The organism is Marinobacter sp. Hex_13, from assembly GCF_001566815.1.
Taxonomy (GTDB): domain Bacteria; phylum Pseudomonadota; class Gammaproteobacteria; order Pseudomonadales; family Oleiphilaceae; genus Marinobacter; species Marinobacter salarius.
Window position 1 is genome coordinate 24,372 of sequence record NZ_LSMM01000048.1, and the last position, 20,286, is coordinate 44,657.

Below are 20,286 nucleotides of genomic sequence, written 5' to 3' on the forward strand. Positions count from 1 at the left end.
TTATGACAGACCTTTCCATGGCCAAAAAGGCGGGCACTGCGGCGTTCGACGTCGAGGCGATCCGCCGGGACTTTCCGATTCTTGATCAGCAGATCAACGGCAAGCCCCTCGTGTATCTGGACAACGGCGCTTCGTCACAGAAGCCCATCGCCGTTCTGGACGCCATGGATCGCTATTACCGGGAAATGCATTCCAACGTCCATCGGGGCGCCCACACGCTTGGCGACCGCGCCACCAGCGCCTTCGAGGGCGCCCGGGAGAAGGTTCGCGCGTTCCTGAACGCTGGCAGCACCCGCGAGATTATCTGGACCCGTGGCACCACCGAGGCCATCAACGTGGTGGCCAATGGCCTGGCCGGCCGCCTCAAGCCTGGTGACGAAATTCTCGTCAGCCATATGGAACATCACGCCAACATCGTGCCCTGGCAGATGGTGGCCGAGCGCACGGGCGCGAAGGTGGTTCCCATCCAGATCACTCCACAGGGTGAATTGGATCTGGACTCGCTCAATAGTTTGCTGGGCGAGCGCACCCGGGTACTGGCACTGACGCATGTGTCCAACGTCCTGGGCACCGTGAACCCGATTGCACCGTTGATTGAGCAGGCCAAGGCTCACGGCGTGATCACCGTTATCGATGGTGCCCAGGCGGTGCCGCACTTCCAGCCGGACGTACAGGTGCTGGGCTGTGATTTCTACGTGTTCTCATCCCACAAATTGTTCGGACCAACCGGCGTTGGCGTACTGTACGGCAAGGCCCAGTTGCTGGAAGAGATGCCTCCTTTCCAGGGGGGCGGTGAGATGATCGAGCGGGTGTCGTTCGAGCGCACCACCTGGAACGTGCTGCCTTACAAGTTTGAGGCCGGCACACCACCGGTTGCTGAGGCCGTTGGCCTGGGCGCAGCCATTGATTATCTGGGCGACCTCGATCGCAATGGCATGGAAGCGGCGGAAAACGCGCTTCTCACCCGCGCCAACGAACTCGTCGAGTCAGTCCCGGGCATGGAAATCATCGGTACGGCCAGCCAAAAGGTGCCGGTCATGTCCTTTAAAATCGCCGGCCTGCACCCCAGTGATATAGGAACACTGCTGGATCAGCAAGGCATTGCGATCCGCACTGGCCACCACTGCGCCATGCCGTTGATGGACTTTTACGGGGTTCCCGGTACAGCCCGGGCATCCTTTGCGTTTTACAATACGCTGGAGGAAGTGGAACAGTTATTCACTGCCCTGCAGAAAATCCAGCGTCTGTTTGCCTGATGGAGGTGGAAATATGACAGCCGAAGTCTTCACACCAACCGTGGCGGTCACCATGACCCCGACAGCGGTAAAACACGTTCGCAAACAACTGGACAAGAAGCCTGAGGCGAAAGGTATTCGCCTGGCCATCAAGAAAAGCGGCTGTTCCGGCTTCAAGTATGAAACCCAGTGGGTGGAAGAAGCCGCGTCGGACGACAAGGTGTTTCACATTGATGGCGTGGACGTATACGTGAAGGAAGAGCATCTGCCTCTGGTGAACGGCATTGAAATTGATTTCGTGACTGAAGGGGTTAACTCCCTGTTCCAGTTCCGGAATCCGAACGCGACGGCAGAGTGCGGTTGTGGCGAGAGCTTTACAGTCGCCTGAACCCGACAAACCAGATAGAGAATACGAGGCCCATTAAGGCATGCAAGAACGGGAAGTGGTCCTGACCAAACGCGAAGTAGAGGCACGCCTGGTGCCCGCCGGAACCGAAATCATGATTCCGTCGGACACCTTCGTCACCATCACACAGTCACTCGGTGGTAGCTTCACCGTGGCGGTGAACGGCAACCTCGCTCGTATTGAAGGCCACAATGCCGATGCTCTGGGCAAGAAACCCCTTGAAAGCAGCTTCGACACCCCCGAAGACGGTACAGTGAACGAAAACCAGGTGTGGGAAGCGATGCGCAACTGCTACGACCCGGAAATTCCGGTCAACGTGGTGGAGCTGGGCCTGATCTACGAGTGTGAAATACAGAATGGCACGGAAGACGGCAACCATGTGTACGTCAAGATGACACTCACGGCCGCCGGCTGCGGCATGGGCCCGGTGATCACTGAAGACGTCAAGACCAAGCTTGAGCATGTACCCAATGTGGACAAGGTGACCGTCGAACTGACCTTCGATCCGCCCTGGAACAATGACATGCTCACCGACGAAGCCAAGCTTGAACTGGGGATGCTGTAATGACTGCCGCTGAACAGGAATTTTTGAACAATCCGCTCGGGAAAGACACCACCCTCGAAGACGTCCTGGATGGCTTTGAATTCCTGGACGACTGGGAAGAGCGTTACGCGTTCATTATCGACCTTGGCAAGCAGCTACCGGCATTTCCGGACGACGAGCGCAGGGAAGAGAATTACGTCCACGGCTGCCAGAGCCAGGTGTGGCTGATTCATCATTACGATGAGCAAAGTGGCAAGCTATACCTGCTGATTGACTCTGACGCCATCATCGTTCGCGGCCTTGCCGCCATTATCCTGGTGGCCCTGAATGGCAAGTCTCCCAGGGACCTGCTGGCTACGGACATCGACGAACTGTTCGAACAACTGGATCTGTTCCGCCACATCTCGCCCACACGGGGCAACGGCCTGAGAGCCATGGTTGGCAGGATCCGGGATGTGGCTGCGGAAACCGCCGCAGCCTGATTGAGCAGCCCTACCAGACGATAGCCACGTCATCCCGCTGTATATTGATCAGCCCGCCATAGACAGGAATGCTGCCGTTGCTGAAGTCCGGATGAACATTGTTCACCGTCATGGTGGCGCGGCTGTCCACCAGTTCCGGGGTCGCCCCGGGTGAATCGAAGAAACTGGCACTGCGATAGAGTTTCAGCTCATCCCCCGGGCGCAAGCCTGCCGTGGCTCCGGAATCCAGCGTGACCTTGTCGCCGTCGACTCTGGTCACCCGCGTGATGAACGGCTGACAAGCAAGCGCATCATTGACCGCAGACACCATGTTGTTCATCAATCCCGCAACAGCCTGTCCGTACTCGGTTTCCCGGAAACCCGCCGACCCGAACCCATCAGAAGACCCCGGCCCAGCATTCCAACGTGCCTCCGCCGAAAACCGCTCCTGATAGACAGGTGCGCCGCTGAAGCCGTCATAAACCATCATGTCCACCACAAACCGCCGGTTCTGGTTCGCCGCACCAATGCCCCGTTGCAGGCGGTCGATAACAGAACTTCCCCAGGCGTCCGGGTCGGACACGCCAACATCACGGATGACACCGGTAACCACGAACTGCACCCCGAGCTCGCGAGCCACCTGGATCACGTTGCTCAATCGATTGTTGAATTTCTGGTGCGTTGGGGCATTAAGCAGGTCATCAAACAGGCGCTGGGTGGTCGCACCAAAAACCTGGAGTTGGCCACTTCTCTGCAGATCTGCCTGCAACAATTGCGGCAAGACTTCGCCGGCATCCCCTATTCGACCTATCCGGGCCTGATCCGGATACACCATGGGAAAACCGGTCACGGCCACGCGCTTTCTCAACTCCGCGGCATCGCCGGCCTGGCACTGGCCGCCCGCTGACATGTCGGCGCGAACCGTGACACGTAACAGATTGCCCCGCCGGTACTCGTCCACCACTTCAACGGACTTTGCCCGCGCCGACGAGGCAACCTGCAGGCGGGATTCCGTCACCACACCGTTTTCCATGGTGTCGCGGCTACTGATCCTGGCTTCGTACTGCAGGGAAACATCCCTTAACGCCGCCTTCTTAGCCTCCTGCCGTGCGCTGTCGACGTCATCGTTGTAAATGGTGGCGTGGCCGACGCCCTCCAGCACCACTGCCTGGGCACCGCCACACGCAATTACCAACAGCGCTGTGACAACAGAAATAGCCAGCTTCATGGGAAATCGTTCTCTTATTCGAGGTAGTAGAGGGAATCAACGCCCCGGCTCTGGAAATCTCCGGTGCTGTCATTGCCTCTGGGCATCGGAATCGGGCACAGGTCCTGCACTTCCCGATCGGTTACGCGGGAAACACAGGCACGGAACCTGGGCTCCAGCTTGAGTTCCATAACGGTTTCCACCACGCCGTCACTGTGTTCATTCACGGCAACCATTTTGGCGCCACGGATGTAGCTATCAACGTAGGTGCGGAACATATCGTTCTGCAAAACGAAATCGTTCACCGTTGAGCTGCCGTAAATCACGGTGCCATAGACCCGCTCCGCCAGGTTGCGATAGGCATCCAACTGGGACGCACGCCGGGCAAGCAGGCGCTTGCGCGTGTTCAGGCGATCTTTCGACACTTCCTCATAGGTCCCGAAGCCGCTAACTCGCACGGTAATCGGGTCCAGTTCGGTCTGCTGCCCGTCGGCACCGGCGTTCCGGTGCTGGCCCACGGGGGCGCAGCCGATCATTGTCACCATCAGCGCAGGTATCAGTATCCACCGCAGGGTCATGTTGGTTCTCCGAAAAAACATCTGTTCACTGCCCTTATGAAAAATTCACGCCAACCTTTGTAACCGACTGAATTCCATAATTTCATGTCCCACCGGGCCCGCCACACAGAAACCAGGCGGCAAAAAACTACCGCTATTTACAGTAAAAAAACAAACCGTTACCGCATCACCGGTGAGTCACGGCGGCAACTGGATTAACCTGAACTGCATGTCACTTTTAACTTAGCATCATCGCTTCATCAGGACTCATCATGACCCCAACCCGTCTGACCAAGCTATCACTGGCCATCGGCCTTTCCATCGCCACCACCTCCGCCATCGCGAGCCCGCAGGCGTTCATGTCGTCACGCTCCTTTGCCATGGGCGGCACCGGTGTCGCCGTCGCCCATCCGGCTGCGGCGGGCGCCACCAATCCGGCGATGATGGCTGCGGACCACCATGAATGGTCCAACGATTTTGGTCTGATGCTGCCCTCCGTCAACGCCCGCTTTGCGGACGAAGAGGAAACCGTTGACCAGATCGACGATATTCAGGACACGATTGATCGCTTCCAGGAACTGGACAAGACGTCCAACCCGGACGATGCCCGCCAAGCCGCCGGCGACCTGAGACGTCAGCTCAACGACTTTGACCGCGACACCGTGCGGATTGACGGCGGCCTGGGCGTCGCCCTGGCCGTGCCCACGGAGTCTTTTGCCGTCGGCTTTTTCACCAACGGCAACATCCGCGCCACCGTCCGCGGGGAGTTTGACGAGGACGACGAGCAGTTTCTGGCCGACCTGGAAACCGCAAGCACCGTCGACCTGATTGCCGCCGATCTCGACCGTGACCTGGAGTCCCGCGGCCGCATCCTGGCCTCCGCTGTCGCCGAAGTAGGCCTTTCCATCGCCACTTCCATAGAGCTTCAGGACAGCTCACGGCTGCAACTCGGCGTATCGCCAAAATACGTTCAACTGCGCACCTTCCAATACACCGAAACCGTCTCCGGGTTTGAAGACGACGAGTTCGACAGCGACGAATACCAGACCGACAAGAGCGGGTTCAACCTGGACGTGGGCGCCGCCTACGCTTTCGGATCCCGCAACCAGTGGAATGCCGGCATTGCGGTCAAGAACCTGATCCCCATGGAGCTGGACTCTGCAGCCAGCCGCCCCGACGAGGAAAAGCGCACTCTGGAACTTGACCCGATGGTAACCGCGGGCATCGCCCATAAAGGCGACTTCCACGTGCTGACCGCAGAAGTGGACCTGACGGAAAAGAAAGCCTTCGGCTATGAGGATGACACCCAGTGGGTTGCCCTCGGCGCGGAATTCGACGCTTTCCGCTACGCCCAACTTCGCTTCGGCGTGCGCCAGAACCTGGCCAGCAATGACGACAACGATGGCATCGAGGAAGACACCCAGTTTACGGCCGGTATCGGCCTGTCGCCCTTCGGTGCCCGCCTCGATATCGGCGGCCTGATCAGCGATGCCGATCTGGGCGCGGCGATTGAGCTCGGTGCTGCATTCTGAGCCTGTTGTATAGAAGCAGTCCACCAAGCCCGGTTTGATACCGGGCTTTTTTGTGGCCAACCGGTTTGCCTGTGGCCCGCCTTGCCGGGATAATCCCTAGAGCAACATCCCTCAAGGAGCAGAACCCGATCCATGAAAACCTATCTGGTGGGCGGAGCCGTCCGTGATGAACTTCTTGGTCTGCCGGTCAAAGACCGGGACTGGGTGGTCACCGGTGCAACGCCGGAAGACATGTTGCGACAGGGCTTCAAGCAGGTAGGCGCGGATTTTCCGGTATTCCTTCACCCAGACACGCGGGAGGAATACGCATTAGCACGAACGGAACGAAAGCAGGGACGAGGCTACCACGGGTTTGCCGTGTACAGCGCCCCGGACGTGCCCCTTGAGGACGATCTGAAGCGCCGTGACCTGACCATCAACGCCATGGCAAAGTCCACCGCAGGTGAAATTGTCGACCCCTTCCACGGCCGCCAGGACCTGCAGGATCACAAACTACGCCACGTTTCCGAGGCCTTCGCCGAGGACCCGCTGCGCATACTGCGCACTGCACGCTTTGCTGCCCGCCTGCAGCCCCAGGGATTCACCATTGCCGAACCCACCATGGCGCTGATGCGGCAGATGGTGGACCAGGGAGAGGTCGGCGACCTGGTGCCGGAGCGGGTATGGCAGGAAATCCAGCGAGCGTTGCATGAGCAGGAACCCGGCACCTTCTTCGAGGTCCTGCATGAATGCGGCGCACTGGCCATCCTTATACCGGAGCTTGAGCCACTCAAGGCGTTTTCAGGCGCCATCGGCGCCTTGCGCCGTGCCCACGAAAGCAGCGACGACACCAGTGTCCGCTTCGCCGCGCTGCTTTCCCCCCTGGCGCCAGCCGAAGCCCGGAATCGAGCCAGGGCACTGAAAGCCCCCAACGACTGCCAGGATCTCACCCGCCTCATCACCGACGTGATACCAAAGATTCACACTATGACGTCTCACGACGCCGACCTGTTGCTGGACATGCTGGATGGAGCAGACGTGTGGCGTCGGGCAGACCGATTTTCCGGCCTGTTGGTTGCTCTGAAATGCGCGCTGCCGGAGACAGAGCGGCACAAGGTGGATTGGCTGGAATCCGCGCAACACGCCGCCACCGGGGTGCAGGCGAAAACCCTGATGGAACAGGGGTTTCGTGGAAAAGAACTGGGTGAAGCAATCCGCAAAGAGCGGTTGCGGCGTATCCTCGCATTTCTCAACAAAGAGTAGACACGCGATGGCATCCTCAACACCTGTAGTGCTCATTACCGGCGCAGCGCATCGGCTTGGCGCCCATACCGCCAGACATCTCCACCAACGCGGCTGGAACCTGGTCATTCATTACCGTTCGCGGGAGGCGGACGCGGATGCCCTTCGTGACGAGCTCAACAGCATCCGACAGAAATCGGCGGTTGTCATCCAGGCCGATCTTGCCGCCCCGGATCAGACAGAACTGCTGGCCCGCAAGGCAATTTCCACCTGGGGTCGGCTTGATGGCCTGGTGAACAACGCCTCGGTGTTCTACCCGAACCCTACACAGGACGCCAGCGCAGGTGACTGGGACGCGATCATGAACACCAACCTGCGGGCGCCTTTTTTTCTCGGCCAGGCCTGCCTCTCTGCCTTGAAACAGTCACAGGGCGCCATCGTGAATCTTATCGATATCTACAGCCAACGACCGCTGGCCGACCATCCGCTTTACTGCGCCAGCAAGTCCGGGCTCGCTTCACTGACCCAGTCGTGGGCGAAGGACCTGGCACCGGAGGTACGTGTAAATGGGGTTTCACCGGGCGCGATCCTCTGGCCAGAGGGTGATGCGGCGATCGACGAAGGTTACCAGCAGAGTATACTGGCCAAAACGCCCCTGGCCCGTACCGGCAAGCCGGAGGACATTGCTGGCGCCATCGCCTTCCTGCTGTGCGACGCCCCGTTTGTCACCGGCCAGATCCTCGCGGTGGATGGCGGACGCAGCCTCAATATGTAAGATCCCTCAATATTTAAGACCATCGCAGCTGCCTGCTTTGGCCCACTCTCGCTTTCCGATACAATGAAGCCAGCTTTTAAAATCTGCGTGCAAACCGGAGAGACTCCATGCGTGATGTAGTTATCGTAGCCGCCAAACGTACCGCCGTCGGCAGCTTCGGCGGCGGGCTGTCCAGCCTGAGTGCCGATAAGCTGGGCAGCGCCGTTATCAAAGCCCTGCTTGAAGAAACCGGTGTTGCTGCCGATCAGGTCAACGAAGTGGTCCTTGGCCAGGTTCTGACGGCCGGTTGCGGACAGAATCCGGCACGCCAGGCGTCCATCAACGCCGGCATCCCCGCCTCTGTACCGGCAATGACGATCAACAAGGTATGTGGCTCGGGACTGAAGGCGGTGCACATGGCGGTCCAGGCCATTCGCTGCGGCGATGCCGAGCTGATGATTGCCGGTGGTCAGGAGAGCATGAGCCAGGCTCCCCACGTGCTGCCCAACAGCCGCAACGGCCAGCGCATGGGTAACTGGAACATGGTGGACACCATGATTTCCGATGGCCTTTGGGACGCCTTTAACGACTACCACATGGGCGTCACCGCAGAAAACATCGTGGAGAAGTACGGCATCACCCGTGAAGAACAGGATGAGTTTGCTGCCGCGTCCCAACAGAAGGCGGCCGCCGCGATCGACGCGGGCTACTTCGAAAGCCAGATTGTTCCCATCACTATTCCTCAGCGCAAGGGCGATCCACTGATCGTCAACACGGACGAGAACCCGCGCGCTGGCGTAACCGCGGACAGCCTGGGCAAGCTTCGTGGCGCGTTCAAAAAGGATGGAACCGTCACCGCCGGCAATGCGTCTTCCCTTAACGACGGCGCGGCGGCCGTCATCGTGTGCAGCGCCGACAAGGCCAAGGAACTTGGGCTTGAGCCTCTGGCCACGATCAGGGCTCATGCCAATGCCGGTGTCGACCCGGCCATTATGGGCACCGGCCCGATCCCGGCAAGCCAACGCTGCCTGAAACTGGCCGGTTGGTCGGTGGACGATCTGGATCTGGTGGAAGCGAACGAAGCCTTCGCCGCCCAGGCCATTTCCGTTAATCGGGACTTGGGATGGGATACCGCGAAGGTCAATGTGAACGGTGGTGCCATCGCACTGGGCCATCCAATCGGGGCTTCCGGTTGCCGGATTCTGGTCAGCCTGCTGCACGAGATGGCTCGCCGGGATGCAAAGAAGGGTCTTGCCACCCTGTGCATTGGCGGCGGCATGGGTGTTGCCCTCGCCGTGGAGCGTTGATCACAGGATGTTGAACGTGGTGCTGTTCGAGCCGGAGATACCGCCGAATACCGGCAATATCATCCGGCTTTGCGCCAACACCGGCTGCCGGCTGCATCTGATTGAACCCCTGGGTTTTACCCTGGAGGACAAGCAGATGCGCAGGGCGGGCCTGGACTACAGTGAGTACGCAACGGTAACGGTACACTCCGACTACCAGGCCTTTTTGGAGAGTGAGCAACCTTCAAGGCTTTTCGGGCTGACCACCAAAGGTAGCCGCGGCTATCATGATGTCGAATACCAGAACGGTGACTATCTGATGTTCGGCCCCGAAACTCGCGGGCTGCCACAGGACGTCCGAGAGGCGATGCCGGAGCACCATCGCCTGAGAGTGCCCATGCGACCGGAAAGTCGCAGCCTTAACCTATCCAACACGGTAGCACTGGTGGTTTATGAAGCGTGGAGGCAGTTTGGATTTGAAGGGTCGCAGTAACCCTCGCCAGAGCGGATGGCCCGTTTTTGCCGTTTTGCTCATGCTGACCACCAGCAACGCCTGGTCCAATAACAATACGCTGGCTACCCGTGTTATCACCACGCCCTCGACAACGTCAGAAGTGTCTGTGGTCCTTGGCAAACAGATCATCAGAAAGCTCTATGACAGCTGCGGGCTGGACATAAGATATCTGGATGTCCCGGCTGCACGGGCCGTGCTTATGGCGGAGAAAGGCCAGTCAGACGGCGAGCTTGCCCGAATCCCGATGGCCGTCAACGACAATGCCCCGCTGCTACCGCTGACGACGCCCATCCAGGAGGCGCGCCTGGTTTCGGTGGTTCTCAACGGCAAGGCCGGCGATTCAAAGGCCTCTTTGAAGGGAAAACGGATTGGTTTCCTCAATGGCTATCGAATGATTGCGCGGGTGCTGCCCGAGGATGTGACACAGGTTGCCACCAGTGACACCTTTCAATTGATCGATCTGCTGGAACGAGGCCGTATCGACGTGGCACTGACCCTGGAGTGGGATGCCCTGGCGGCCAAACGCAAGAACCCAAACCTGTCCATTGGCGAGCCACTGCTGCAAGCCCCCCTCTATCACTGGGTTCATGAATCCCGAAAAGACGATATCCCTTGCCTGTCCCGGGCGCTGGAGTCCATGAAGGCATCCGGCGAGATCGACCAGATAATCAGTGACGGTATCGGGCAGGAAATCGCCCAATAAAAAACCCCACGAACCTGAACCGTTGGCGGGGTTTTTCTGACGCTTGTGACGAGAGCGTATCAGTGAGTCTGCTCTTCCTTCGCTTCCCCTGACGCCTCTTCCTGCTTGCGCTTCAATGCCTGTGCGTAGATGGCATCAAAGTTAACCGGTGCCAGCATCAGCGCCGGGAAGCTACCCCGACCGACCACGCCGTCAATGGCTTCCCGAGCGTAGGGGAACAGGATGTTGGGGCAATAGGCACCCAGCATCTGGCCAAGCTGCGGGCCTTCAATACCTTTCACCAGGAAAACGCCCGCCTGCTGAATCTCGACGATGTAAGCCACTTTTTCATCGACTTTCGCGGTCACAGTCAGAGACAGGACCACTTCGTACTGGTTATCGCTGATCTTGTTGTGGGAGGTGTTCAGATCCAGATTAACCTGAGGTTTCCACTGGTCCTGAAAAACCGTCGGGGAATTCGGCGACTCGAACGACAGATCCTTCACATAGATACGCTGGAGCGCGAACTGTGGTTGATTCTGGTTTTCGTTGCCTGCTGCGGCCTGCTCATTTTCAGCCATGTTCTATCCTTTCATTCTCGATAAGGGGCAACCAGGGCCCGTTGTTATGTCAGTGCTGCCGGAACAGTGTAATGCCTGGCTCCGCCGGCCGATGTGAAACAGTGCGACAGTTTACCGTTCAGTTCAAGGCCTGGCAGGGCCGTTACTTCTTCACCAACGGCAGATTGCTGCCTTTCCAGTCCGCAACGCCACCGTTGAGGCGAACCACATTGGCGTAGCCTTCCGCATTCAACTGCTTGACCGCCATGGCGGAATGCTGACCCATCTTGTCAGCCACAATAATCTGCTTGTCCTTGAACTTCTTCAGTTCCGACGCACGACTTTTGATACTATTAAGGGGAATATTGATTGAACCGGTTATCCGGCCCTCGTTAAAATCCTTGCGATCACGGATATCGACGACGACAGCTTCGTCGCGGTTAATCAGATTCACGGCTCCCTGCGCAGAGATTTTCTTGCCGCCACGGCGAGACTCGAGCACCAATATGGCCAGCAGGAAAGCGACAAACAGAGATACCAGAATGTAATGGTTAACCGCGAACTCGAACACCCTTTCCATGAAAACACCTTGCTGAATAGTTTGTGGCGGGATTATACACACCCTTCCCCAAGGACAGAAGGTGACCAGGCCGAAGGTGACGCCACTGGCCGGAGGGTGCGAAAATGTTTAGAATCAATGTTCGTTTTAGTAAATTTACCAAACTACCATCGGACTAAGTGATGACTGCCACGCGTAAGCCTACCGCACTGATCATTCTTGATGGCTGGGGCCACCGTGACCCGGCTGAAGACAACGCCATCAGCAACGCCAACACCCCGTGTTGGGATAAGCTCTGGGAAAATCAGCCGAAAACACTCATCAACACCTCCGGCATGTTTGTCGGCCTGCCCCAGGGACAGATGGGTAATTCCGAGGTTGGGCACATGAACCTGGGCGCTGGCCGGGTGGTTTATCAGAGCCTGACACGCATCGACAAAGATGTAGAAGAAGGTAGTTTTACGGAAAATTCCGTACTTTGCGCCGCCATTGATAAAGCCGTCAGCAGCAACCGTGCTGTGCACCTGATGGGCCTGCTTTCCCCCGGCGGCGTTCACAGCCATGAAGACCACGTACTGGCGGCCGCTGAGATGGCAGCCAAGCGCGGCGCGAAGGAAGTCTATATCCACGCCTTCCTCGATGGCCGCGACATGCCTCCCCGCAGTGCAAAAGCGTCACTGGAAAAAGCCGCCACCAAACTCAAGCACCTGGGCGTGGGCCGGGTGGCCTCCATTGTTGGCCGCTACTACGCCATGGACCGAGACAATCGCTGGGACCGTGTGGAAGAAGCCTACAACGTTATGACCCTGGGCGAAGCAGAGTTCACCTCAGCTGATCCGGTGTCCGCGCTGGAGCAAGCCTACGAGCGCGGCGAGAACGACGAGTTTGTAAAAGCCACCCGTATCATGGCCAGCGGCGATAACGAAGGCACCATCAACGACGGTGACACCGTTATATTCATGAACTTCCGCGCCGATCGCGCCCGCGAGATGACACGCTGCTTCGTGGAAAAGGACTTCGACGGTTTTGAGCGTCGCAAGCATCCGGAACTGGCTGACTTCGTCATGCTGACCGAGTACGCAGCCGACATTAACACTTCCTGCGCTTATCCCCCGGAGCAGTTGACCAATGGCCTGGGCGAGTATGTGGCCAGCCTCGGCAAAACCCAGCTGCGGATTTCCGAAACCGAGAAGTACGCACACGTTACCTTCTTCTTTAACGGCGGTCTCGAAACACCGTTTGAAGGTGAGGACCGAATCCTGGTTCCTTCGCCCAAAGTGGCGACTTACGATCTGCAACCGGAAATGAGTGCGCCCGAGGTCACTGACAAGCTGGTCGAGGCGATCAAGAGCGGGAAATACGACCTGGTTGTTTGTAACTATGCCAATGGCGACATGGTGGGCCACACCGGCAAGCTGGATGCCGCCATCAAGGCCGCGGAATGCATCGATCAGTGTGTAGCCCGTATTACCGAAGCCTTGCAGGAAGTGGGCGGTGAAGCATTGATCACCGCTGACCACGGCAACTGCGAACAGATGACCGACCCCAATTCCGGCCAGGTACACACGGCCCACACGATCGGCCCCGTACCGCTTATCTACGTTGGCCCACGCAAGGTCAACCTCAGGGACGACGGTAGCCTCAGCGACGTGGCACCCACCCTGCTGAGCTTGATGAACCTCGAACAACCGGCTGAAATGACCGGGCACAGCCTGGTGGAGATCGGTTGAGTCTGCGTCTTTGGCTGGCGGTGACGATGCTTGCAGTCGTCACGCCAGCACTGGCGGAGCAACAGGTCACACCTGGCCAGATAGAAGATCTCAAGGAAGAGATTGCCGATATTGATGAGTGGCTTGCCGACGCCGAGGAAGACCGTTCCTCGCTGGAGCAACAGCTCTCCGGGCTCGAACAGGAAATAGGCCGGCTCACCCGCGAACGCCGGGAGCTCCGCCAGCAGGCACGGGAACAGCAACAGCGCCTGACCAAGCTCGGCAAGGAAGAGACCGAACTCACCCGCGTGCTGGAAAGCCAGCGCGACAGCCTGAAGAAACAGATCCGCGCCGCCTGGATGGAAGGCGACGCACCCGCCGTCAAAGTCCTGCTCAACGAGATTGACCCGGACAAGATCGCCCGCACGATGACCTACTACGAGTACCTCAGCCGGGACACCATTGACCGCCTCGAGGCGTTCGCTGCCAATCTCCGCCAATTGAAAGAAACGCAAAAGCAGGTCAAGGCCGGGCGGATGCGGCTGGCAGAACTGGAAGAGAATGTCGCCGACCGCCAACAAAAGCTGAGCAGCAGCAAAAAGGAACGGGAACAGACCCTGGCGGCCCTGAAAACCGACATCAGCAATCGGCTGAGCGAACGCGAGGAACTGGAAGAGGATCGCAAGCGCCTGGAAAAACTGCTGCGGGAGGTCGAAGAGGCCATCGCCAACATCCCCACGCCCAATGAGTCAGATCCGTTCGGATCACTCAAGAACAAACTGCCGTGGCCGGCGGAAGGCAAAGTCGTCCGCAACTTCGGAGACAGTTACGCCAGCGGAAAACTCAAGCACAACGGACTGCTGATCAACACCGCCGAGGAAGGCGACGTAAAAGCCGTTCACTATGGCCGCGTTGTTTTCGCCAACTGGCTACGCGGGTTTGGCCTGATCACCATCCTCGACCACGGCGACGGCTACATGACGCTCTACGGCCACAGCAGTAGCCTGTTCACCAGCCCCGGAGACTGGGTTGAAGCGGGCGAGGCAATTGCCCAGGCTGGCCGAACCGGCGGGACCAATGACCCCGCGGTGTATTTCGAGGTCCGCCACAATGGAAAACCGGACAATCCCCGACGCTGGCTCGGCAACCGATGAACTGGTTCACGCTACCCCAAAGGCTGACAAATCAGCCCGGTAACGCCATACTGTCCAGCAATACTTGGGAACAACCAGTCATCGGATTAACACAGGACATGTGAATGAGACGGGTAAGAAGTCTACACCACGCCAGCACACGCGCACTCGCCCTTGCCACCTGCTTAACCGTTCTGCCCGGCCTTATTCATGCCCAGGAAGCCGATGAAGAAACCCGACGCCTGCTGGAAGGCATCCAGCACGGTGAGCAGGTGGAAATACAGCTGCCCGATCCGGAAGAACAGCTACCACTGGACGACCTTCGCAAATTCGCCGAAGTGTTTGGCCGAATCAAGGACGCCTATGTGGAAGAGGTGGACGACCGACAGCTCCTCGAAAGCGCGATCAAAGGCATGTTGTCTGACCTGGACCCGCACTCCACCTATCTGGCCCCGAAAGACTACGAACAGCTCGAAGAGAGCACCTCCGGCGAGTTTGGCGGCCTGGGCATCGAAGTGGGCATGGAAGATGGCTTCGTAAAAGTTATCTCCCCCATCGATGACACCCCTGCTCAGAAGGCCGGCGTACAGGCGGGTGACCTGATCATCAAGCTGGGTGACCAGCCGGTGAAAGGCATGTCGCTGGAAGAAGCCGTTAAACTGATGCGCGGCAAGCCCGGAACCGTCCTCACCCTGACCATCATACGCGAGGGAGAATCAGCGCCGATCGAGATTGATGTGGAACGTGACATCATCAAGGTCACCAGCATCAAATCCCGCATCATCGAGAACGGCTATGGCTACGTCCGCATAACTCAGTTCCAGGCGGATACCGGCACGCAGTTCACCAAGGCACTGGAAGCCCTGGAGAAGGAACATGGCAGCGACCTGGACGGCCTGGTGATTGACCTGCGCAACAACCCCGGCGGCATTCTCCAGGCGGCGGTTGAAGCGGCCGATGCCCTGCTGGATAGCGGCTTGATCGTCTACACGGAAGGCCGCATCCAGAGCTCGCGCCTGCGCTTCAATGCCAAACCCGGAGATGTGATGCCGGATACGCCCATTGTTGTTCTGATTAACGGCGGTTCCGCCTCTGCATCCGAGATTCTTGCGGGCGCGCTTCAGGATCACCAGCGTGCCGTGGTCATGGGCACCCAGTCGTTCGGCAAAGGCAGCGTGCAAACTGTCATCCCCCTGGATGAGACTCACGCCATCAAGATGACCACCGCCCGCTATTACACCCCGGATGGGCGCTCCATCCAGGCCAAGGGGATCAAACCGGATATTGAAGTGAAGCCGGCGCAGCTGACTGAGCTCGACAGTCAGCCGTTCTTTACCGAGGCGGATCTCAGCGGCCACCTTGAGGGGCAGGATGAGGGGCAGCAGGAAGAACCGCAAAAGCAGGAGGACGCACAAAGCACGTCGCCGGCGAACAAGGACTTCCAGCTACGCTCTGCACTGAACCTGCTGAAAGGCATGAGCATTCTCAACAAGCGTAACAAGCCGACACAGGAAAGCGCGGATTGAAAGTTCTAGCAACACTGATTGCCGCCCTTTTGGCCACCTCCCCGGTTGTTGCCGGGGAGCATGAGGGGCAACTCCCGCCCACTATCGCCATCATCATCGATGACATGGGGCATAACCTGGTGGAAGGTGAGCGCCTGATCGCCCTGGATCAGCCCATCACCCTGGCTTTCCTGCCCTACCGCAGATACACCACCAGACTGGCGGAGTTGGCCCACCAAAAGCACAAGGAAATCATGCTGCATGCGCCAATGGCCAATACCCGTAACATCGGCCTTGGGCCCGGCGGCCTGAACCCGGACATGGACCAGAACAGCATAGCCACTACCTTGCGGCGAGCGCTCCAGTCCATTCCCCATGTGCAGGGCGTGAACAACCATATGGGCAGCCTGCTAACTCAACAACTTCAGCCGATGGACTGGGTGATGTCTGAACTCGATCACTACCCGGTCTATTTCGTGGACAGCCGCACCATCGCTTCCTCCATTGCGGGCGAAGTCGCAGCCGCTTACCGCATACCCACCCTCACCCGCGACGTGTTCCTGGATCACGAGCAAACCGAGGAATTCGTGGATCAGCAGTTCGAGCTTCTTATCAAGCGGGCAAAGGAAAACGGCAGCGCCATCGGCATTGGCCATCCTCACAAGGTAACGGTGGATTATCTAGAGAAACGTCTGCCAGAGCTGGACGAGCAGGGAATTGCCGTAGCGACCGTCAGCGGCGTATGGGCGATGAGGAATGGCAACCGACCAATGTTTGCGGAAGGGGAAAAGCGGGCGATTCGGCCCGCGCTGGCGAAGCAGGAATGAGGCCCGACCTCAATCCCGCACCACAATCCCCTGGGCCTTCATAAATGCCTTTGCTTCGGGAATCGTATGCTGACCGAAGTGAAAGATGGACGCCGCCAGCACGGCATCCGCGCGACCTTCGGTCACACCGTCTGCCAGATGCTGCAGCTCGCCCACACCCCCTGAAGCAATGACCGGCACTGATACAGCGTCGCTGATGGCGCGGGTCAGCCCCAGGTCGAATCCGATTTTGGTGCCGTCACGGTCCATGCTGGTCAGCAGCAACTCACCGGCACCCATCGCGGTCATCTTGCGAGCCCATTCAACGGCATCCAGCCCTGTCGGCTTGCGCCCACCGTGGGTGAAGATCTCCCATCGGGGCTCCTCTCCTTCACCACTGACACGCTTGGCATCAATGGCGACAACGATACACTGGCTACCAAAACGGTCAGAAGCCTCGCGCACGAAGTCCGGATTGAACACCGCCGCAGTATTGATTGACACCTTGTCCGCGCCTGCATTCAGGAGCTTGCGGATGTCCTCAACGGTGCGCACACCACCACCCACCGTCAGCGGGATAAACACTTCAGCCGCCATGCGCTCCACAGTTTCATAGGTGGTATCGCGGCTTTCGTGACTGGCGGTGATGTCCAGGAAGGTGATTTCGTCGGCGCCCTGTTCGTTGTACTTGCGGGCCACTTCCACCGGGTCACCAGCATCGCGGATATCGACGAAGTTCACGCCTTTTACAACGCGGCCTTTATCGACATCCAGGCAGGGAATAATGCGTTTTGCCAGAGCCATAATTCGCGTTACCCCTTCAGGCTGTCGCAGAAGGCCTGGGCCTCGGCCACATCCAGGGTGCCTTCATAGATGGCTCGGCCGGTAATCGCACCGAGGATGCCCTTGTCAGCCACGGTAGCAAGGCGCTTGAGATCGTCCATGTTGGTAACGCCGCCAGAAGCGATCACGGGAATGCCGCCTTCTTCCGCCAGTGCAGCAGTGGCTTCCACGTTCACGCCCTGCATCATGCCGTCGCGGCTGATGTCGGTGTAAACAATGGACTCGACGCCGTCGTTGGCAAAACGTTTCGCCAGATCGGTCGCCATGACTTCAGACACTTCCGCCCAGCCGTCAGTGGCAACGCGGCCGTCTTTGGCGTCCAGGCCCACGATAATGTGGCCGGGAAAGCGCTTGCACATCTCGGTAACGAATTCCGGTTCTTTCACCGCCTTGGTACCAATAATGACCCACTGTACGCCGGCTTTCAGATAGGCCTCGATGGTTTCCGCCGAACGAATACCGCCGCCAATCTGGATGGGTAAATCCGGGAATTTGCGAGCGATGGCCTGGACGATTTCGCCGTTGACGGGTTCACCGGCGAAGGCGCCATTCAGGTCCACCAGATGCAGGCGGCGGGCGCCAGCATCCACCCAGCGGGTTGCCATATCAACAGGATCGTCACCGAAAACGGTGGAGTCGTCCATACGGCCCTGGCGCAGTCTTACGCATTTGCCGTCTTTAAGATCTATGGCCGGGATGATCAGCATGTTCCAGTCCAGTTGGTAAAGTTTTTCAGTAACTGCAGCCCCGCCCGAGCGCTTTTTTCAGGGTGGAACTGCACCGCAAAGATGTTGTCTCTCGCCACGGCTGCAGCCAGGTCAACGCCGTAATGGGTACAGCCGGCAATATCCGGGTTGCCCTCGGCTTCAGCGTAGTAGCTGTGCACGAAATAGAAGCGGTCGCCGTCGGGAATATCGTGCCAAAGCGGGTGATCCATGGTCTGGCGCACTTCGTTCCAGCCCATATGAGGCACTTTCAGGCGTTCGCCGTTCTCGGTGAGATTGTCACCGAAGAAGCGCACCTCCGACTGGAACAGGTCGATACAATCCACCCAGCCGTTTTCCTCGCTGCGGGACATCAGCGCCTGCATGCCTACGCAAATGCCGAGCAACGGACGGTCAGCGGAGACTTCCCGCACCAACTCATCAATTCCCAGGCGGCGGATTTCCGCCATGCAGTCGCGGATGGCGCCCACGCCAGGGAGGATCACCCGGTCCGCGCTGCGGATCAGCTCGGCGTTGTCGGTGACCAGAACACGGGTATCCGGTGCAACGTGCTCCACCGCTTTGCTGACGGAATGAAGGTTACCCATGCCGTAGTCGATAATGGCAACGGTTTTCATGCGAAGAGAAACTTCCTGAATCGTGGTTCTTTTAGTTGAGCCCAGGGCCGCTTACAGCGACCCCTTGGTGGACGGGGTAATACCCGCCATTCGCTCGTCCATTTCAATGGCCATACGCAGGGCACGACCGAAGGCCTTGAACACGGTTTCGATCTGGTGGTGGGTGTTCTTACCCTTCAGGTTATCAATGTGCAGGGTGACCATGGAGTGGTTCACAAAGCCGTGGAAGAACTCCTCGAACAGGTCGACGTCGAAGCCTCCTACAGCACCACGGGTATAGGGCACATCCATCATCAGGCCGGGACGGCCAGACAGGTCAATCACCACGCGGGACAGTGCTTCGTCAAGCGGCACGTAGGCATGGCCGTAACGACGGATGCCCTTCTTGTCGCCAACCGCCTGCTTGAAAGCCTGGCCCAGGGTGATACCAATATCTTCCACCGTGTGGTGGTCATCAATGTGCAGATCGCCCTTCGAGACAATGTTCAGGTCCACCAGCCCGTGGCGGGCAATCTGATCCATCATGTGCTCAAGGAAAGGCACGCCCGTGTCGAAGCTGGACTTGCCGGTGCCGTCGAGATCGATCTCGACGGTGATCTGTGTTTCCAGGGTATTTCTTTCTACCCGAGCCTTGCGTTCGGCCATGGGGACTCCAAAGTCATCAGTCGGCACATGCCGGAAAAGTGTCTGCGCGCATTATACCTTTTATGATTCCCCGCGTCCCGCAATGGCCTTTATAGCCTTGATAGCGACGACCATCAGAACGCTTTCTTGAGGTTACTCATGTAGGTATCGACCAGACTATTGAACTCGTGCTTGATCACGGGGCTGATGGCCAGTTTCAACAGGCTCGGCAGCGGAACGGTCAACTCGGCGCTGGTCTGGAATTTCACCGAAGTAGTGCTGTCGTCTTTCTTCTTGAGGGTCCAGGAGCCTTTTACCACACCGTTACCCTCGCCTTTCACCGGCTCCCAGGTAATCCTGCCGTTGTCCTTGTCCGCGAAGTATTTGCACGCGTATACAGACTGGATGGCATGCTTGTCCACGCCCACCTTTTCCATTTCCCAGCGATAGGCGTTGTCACCCAGATCCACCAGGTTATGCACCTTGGGAAAATGGCTTGCCGATGCGGGCACGTCCGCCAGCAGCTCGAATACTTCGTCATATCCGGCGGGCAGATCCAGTTCCCGGTTAAGCTCAATAGAGACAGTAATAGCCACTGTTTGCTCCTTTTTATCGTTGTAAGACGCGCTTTATATCGTTGTGTAGAAATAAGGTGCCTATTTTGGCTGATCACTAACGTATTGTCATACACTCAGGCTTTTATTTGGTTCATCGCGGGTTAGCGTGAAAAAGTAGGAGACGGCGGTAAAACCGGTTAGTTTTGAGTTCGCCAAAACAACAAAATTAGCCAATCCACCGCCGCCTCT

Annotated in this window: 23 protein-coding genes; 14 read left to right on the forward strand and 9 right to left on the reverse strand. The window is 58.3% G+C overall.

Features of this window, described 5'->3' with window-relative positions; genetic code table 11:
* The first annotated feature begins 2 nt into the window (after positions 1–2).
* Genes AXW11_RS12420 through AXW11_RS12435 form a run of 4 tightly spaced genes read left to right on the forward strand, consistent with a single transcriptional unit; the run spans position 3 to position 2,667 of the window.
* Entirely contained in the window at positions 3–1,256 is a 1,254-nt protein-coding gene (locus tag AXW11_RS12420; RefSeq protein WP_091642882.1) for an aminotransferase class V-fold PLP-dependent enzyme, read from the forward strand.
* 13 nt (positions 1,257–1,269) lie between these two features.
* Positions 1,270–1,623, forward strand: coding sequence for a HesB/IscA family protein (locus AXW11_RS12425; RefSeq protein WP_075194396.1), 354 nt, complete (start codon positions 1,270–1,272; stop codon positions 1,621–1,623).
* 40 nt (positions 1,624–1,663) lie between these two features.
* Positions 1,664–2,206, forward strand: coding sequence for a putative Fe-S cluster assembly protein SufT (sufT, locus tag AXW11_RS12430; protein WP_007153380.1), 543 nt, complete (start codon positions 1,664–1,666; stop codon positions 2,204–2,206).
* Positions 2,206–2,667 (forward strand): SufE family protein, encoded by a 462-nt coding sequence (locus AXW11_RS12435; protein WP_075194395.1) that lies wholly within the window; start codon positions 2,206–2,208, stop codon positions 2,665–2,667. Before sufT ends, AXW11_RS12435 begins: the two co-directional genes overlap by 1 nt.
* A gap of 10 nt (positions 2,668–2,677) precedes the next feature.
* Here AXW11_RS12435 and AXW11_RS12440 read toward each other — a convergent pair whose 3' ends face one another.
* Positions 2,678–3,874, reverse strand: a complete 1,197-nt coding sequence (locus AXW11_RS12440) for a flagella assembly protein FlgT (RefSeq protein ID WP_075194394.1) — start codon at positions 3,872–3,874, stop codon at positions 2,678–2,680.
* A gap of 14 nt (positions 3,875–3,888) precedes the next feature.
* Positions 3,889–4,431, reverse strand: a complete 543-nt coding sequence (locus AXW11_RS12445) for an LPP20 family lipoprotein (RefSeq protein ID WP_075194393.1) — start codon at positions 4,429–4,431, stop codon at positions 3,889–3,891.
* A gap of 251 nt (positions 4,432–4,682) precedes the next feature.
* On the opposite strand from AXW11_RS12445, the gene AXW11_RS12450 reads away from it, so the two are divergent.
* From AXW11_RS12450 to AXW11_RS12475, 6 genes are all read left to right on the forward strand, one after another.
* Positions 4,683–5,942, forward strand: coding sequence for a conjugal transfer protein TraF (locus tag AXW11_RS12450; RefSeq protein ID WP_177190628.1), 1,260 nt, complete (start codon positions 4,683–4,685; stop codon positions 5,940–5,942).
* A gap of 132 nt (positions 5,943–6,074) precedes the next feature.
* Positions 6,075–7,184, forward strand: coding sequence for a tRNA nucleotidyltransferase/poly(A) polymerase-related protein (locus AXW11_RS12455; RefSeq protein WP_091642879.1), 1,110 nt, complete (start codon positions 6,075–6,077; stop codon positions 7,182–7,184).
* A gap of 7 nt (positions 7,185–7,191) precedes the next feature.
* Positions 7,192–7,938 carry a pteridine reductase gene (locus tag AXW11_RS12460; RefSeq protein WP_091642876.1) on the forward strand — a complete coding sequence of 249 codons (747 nt, stop codon included), beginning with the start codon at positions 7,192–7,194 and terminating at the stop codon, positions 7,936–7,938.
* A gap of 107 nt (positions 7,939–8,045) precedes the next feature.
* Complete coding sequence (locus AXW11_RS12465; RefSeq protein WP_007153388.1) at positions 8,046–9,224, forward strand: acetyl-CoA C-acetyltransferase; 1,179 nt, start codon at positions 8,046–8,048, stop codon at positions 9,222–9,224.
* 7 nt (positions 9,225–9,231) lie between these two features.
* Positions 9,232–9,696 carry a tRNA (uridine(34)/cytosine(34)/5-carboxymethylaminomethyluridine(34)-2'-O)-methyltransferase TrmL gene (gene trmL, locus AXW11_RS12470; RefSeq protein ID WP_075194389.1) on the forward strand — a complete coding sequence of 155 codons (465 nt, stop codon included), beginning with the start codon at positions 9,232–9,234 and terminating at the stop codon, positions 9,694–9,696.
* Positions 9,674–10,420 carry a substrate-binding periplasmic protein gene (locus AXW11_RS12475; protein WP_177190627.1) on the forward strand — a complete coding sequence of 249 codons (747 nt, stop codon included), beginning with the start codon at positions 9,674–9,676 and terminating at the stop codon, positions 10,418–10,420. Before trmL ends, AXW11_RS12475 begins: the two co-directional genes overlap by 23 nt.
* 59 nt (positions 10,421–10,479) lie before the next feature.
* Here AXW11_RS12475 and secB read toward each other — a convergent pair whose 3' ends face one another.
* Both secB and AXW11_RS12485 read right to left on the reverse strand, forming a co-directional pair.
* Positions 10,480–10,980 carry a protein-export chaperone SecB gene (gene secB, locus AXW11_RS12480; RefSeq protein ID WP_007153391.1) on the reverse strand — a complete coding sequence of 167 codons (501 nt, stop codon included), beginning with the start codon at positions 10,978–10,980 and terminating at the stop codon, positions 10,480–10,482.
* A gap of 142 nt (positions 10,981–11,122) precedes the next feature.
* The gene (locus tag AXW11_RS12485; RefSeq protein WP_007153393.1) at positions 11,123–11,539 is read right to left on the reverse strand and encodes a rhodanese-like domain-containing protein; all 417 of its coding nucleotides are present in this window, start codon (positions 11,537–11,539) and stop codon (positions 11,123–11,125) included.
* A gap of 161 nt (positions 11,540–11,700) precedes the next feature.
* On the opposite strand from AXW11_RS12485, the gene gpmM reads away from it, so the two are divergent.
* The 4 genes from gpmM to AXW11_RS12505 all read left to right on the forward strand — a co-directional run bounded on the left by gpmM (position 11,701) and on the right by AXW11_RS12505 (position 16,692).
* On the forward strand, positions 11,701–13,248 hold the full coding sequence (gene gpmM, locus AXW11_RS12490; RefSeq protein WP_091642873.1) for a 2,3-bisphosphoglycerate-independent phosphoglycerate mutase: 1,548 nt from the start codon (positions 11,701–11,703) through the stop codon (positions 13,246–13,248).
* A 26-nt stretch (positions 13,249–13,274) separates the two neighbouring features.
* A complete protein-coding gene (locus AXW11_RS12495; protein WP_091642870.1) occupies positions 13,275–14,381 on the forward strand; it encodes a murein hydrolase activator EnvC family protein in 1,107 nt (368 codons plus the stop codon).
* A 104-nt stretch (positions 14,382–14,485) separates the two neighbouring features.
* Positions 14,486–15,886 carry a S41 family peptidase gene (locus tag AXW11_RS12500; protein ID WP_091642867.1) on the forward strand — a complete coding sequence of 467 codons (1,401 nt, stop codon included), beginning with the start codon at positions 14,486–14,488 and terminating at the stop codon, positions 15,884–15,886.
* A complete protein-coding gene (locus AXW11_RS12505) occupies positions 15,883–16,692 on the forward strand; it encodes a divergent polysaccharide deacetylase family protein (RefSeq protein ID WP_075194386.1) in 810 nt (269 codons plus the stop codon). The genes AXW11_RS12500 and AXW11_RS12505 overlap by 4 nt, the downstream gene beginning before the upstream one ends.
* 9 nt (positions 16,693–16,701) lie before the next feature.
* Here the strand turns inward: AXW11_RS12505 and hisF are convergent, their stop codons facing one another.
* The 5 genes from hisF to AXW11_RS12530 form a co-directional block, all read right to left on the reverse strand.
* The gene (gene hisF, locus AXW11_RS12510) at positions 16,702–17,475 is read right to left on the reverse strand and encodes an imidazole glycerol phosphate synthase subunit HisF (protein WP_036208768.1); all 774 of its coding nucleotides are present in this window, start codon (positions 17,473–17,475) and stop codon (positions 16,702–16,704) included.
* A gap of 8 nt (positions 17,476–17,483) precedes the next feature.
* On the reverse strand, positions 17,484–18,221 hold the full coding sequence (hisA, locus tag AXW11_RS12515) for a 1-(5-phosphoribosyl)-5-[(5-phosphoribosylamino)methylideneamino]imidazole-4-carboxamide isomerase (RefSeq protein WP_075194384.1): 738 nt from the start codon (positions 18,219–18,221) through the stop codon (positions 17,484–17,486).
* The gene (gene hisH / locus AXW11_RS12520; protein ID WP_075194383.1) at positions 18,215–18,856 is read right to left on the reverse strand and encodes an imidazole glycerol phosphate synthase subunit HisH; all 642 of its coding nucleotides are present in this window, start codon (positions 18,854–18,856) and stop codon (positions 18,215–18,217) included. The genes hisA and hisH overlap by 7 nt, the downstream gene beginning before the upstream one ends.
* A 51-nt stretch (positions 18,857–18,907) precedes the next feature.
* Positions 18,908–19,501 (reverse strand): imidazoleglycerol-phosphate dehydratase HisB, encoded by a 594-nt coding sequence (hisB, locus tag AXW11_RS12525; protein WP_007153401.1) that lies wholly within the window; start codon positions 19,499–19,501, stop codon positions 18,908–18,910.
* Positions 19,502–19,614: 113 nt separating this feature from the next.
* The gene (locus tag AXW11_RS12530; protein WP_075194381.1) at positions 19,615–20,076 is read right to left on the reverse strand and encodes an SRPBCC family protein; all 462 of its coding nucleotides are present in this window, start codon (positions 20,074–20,076) and stop codon (positions 19,615–19,617) included.
* Positions 20,077–20,286 lie beyond the last annotated feature (210 nt).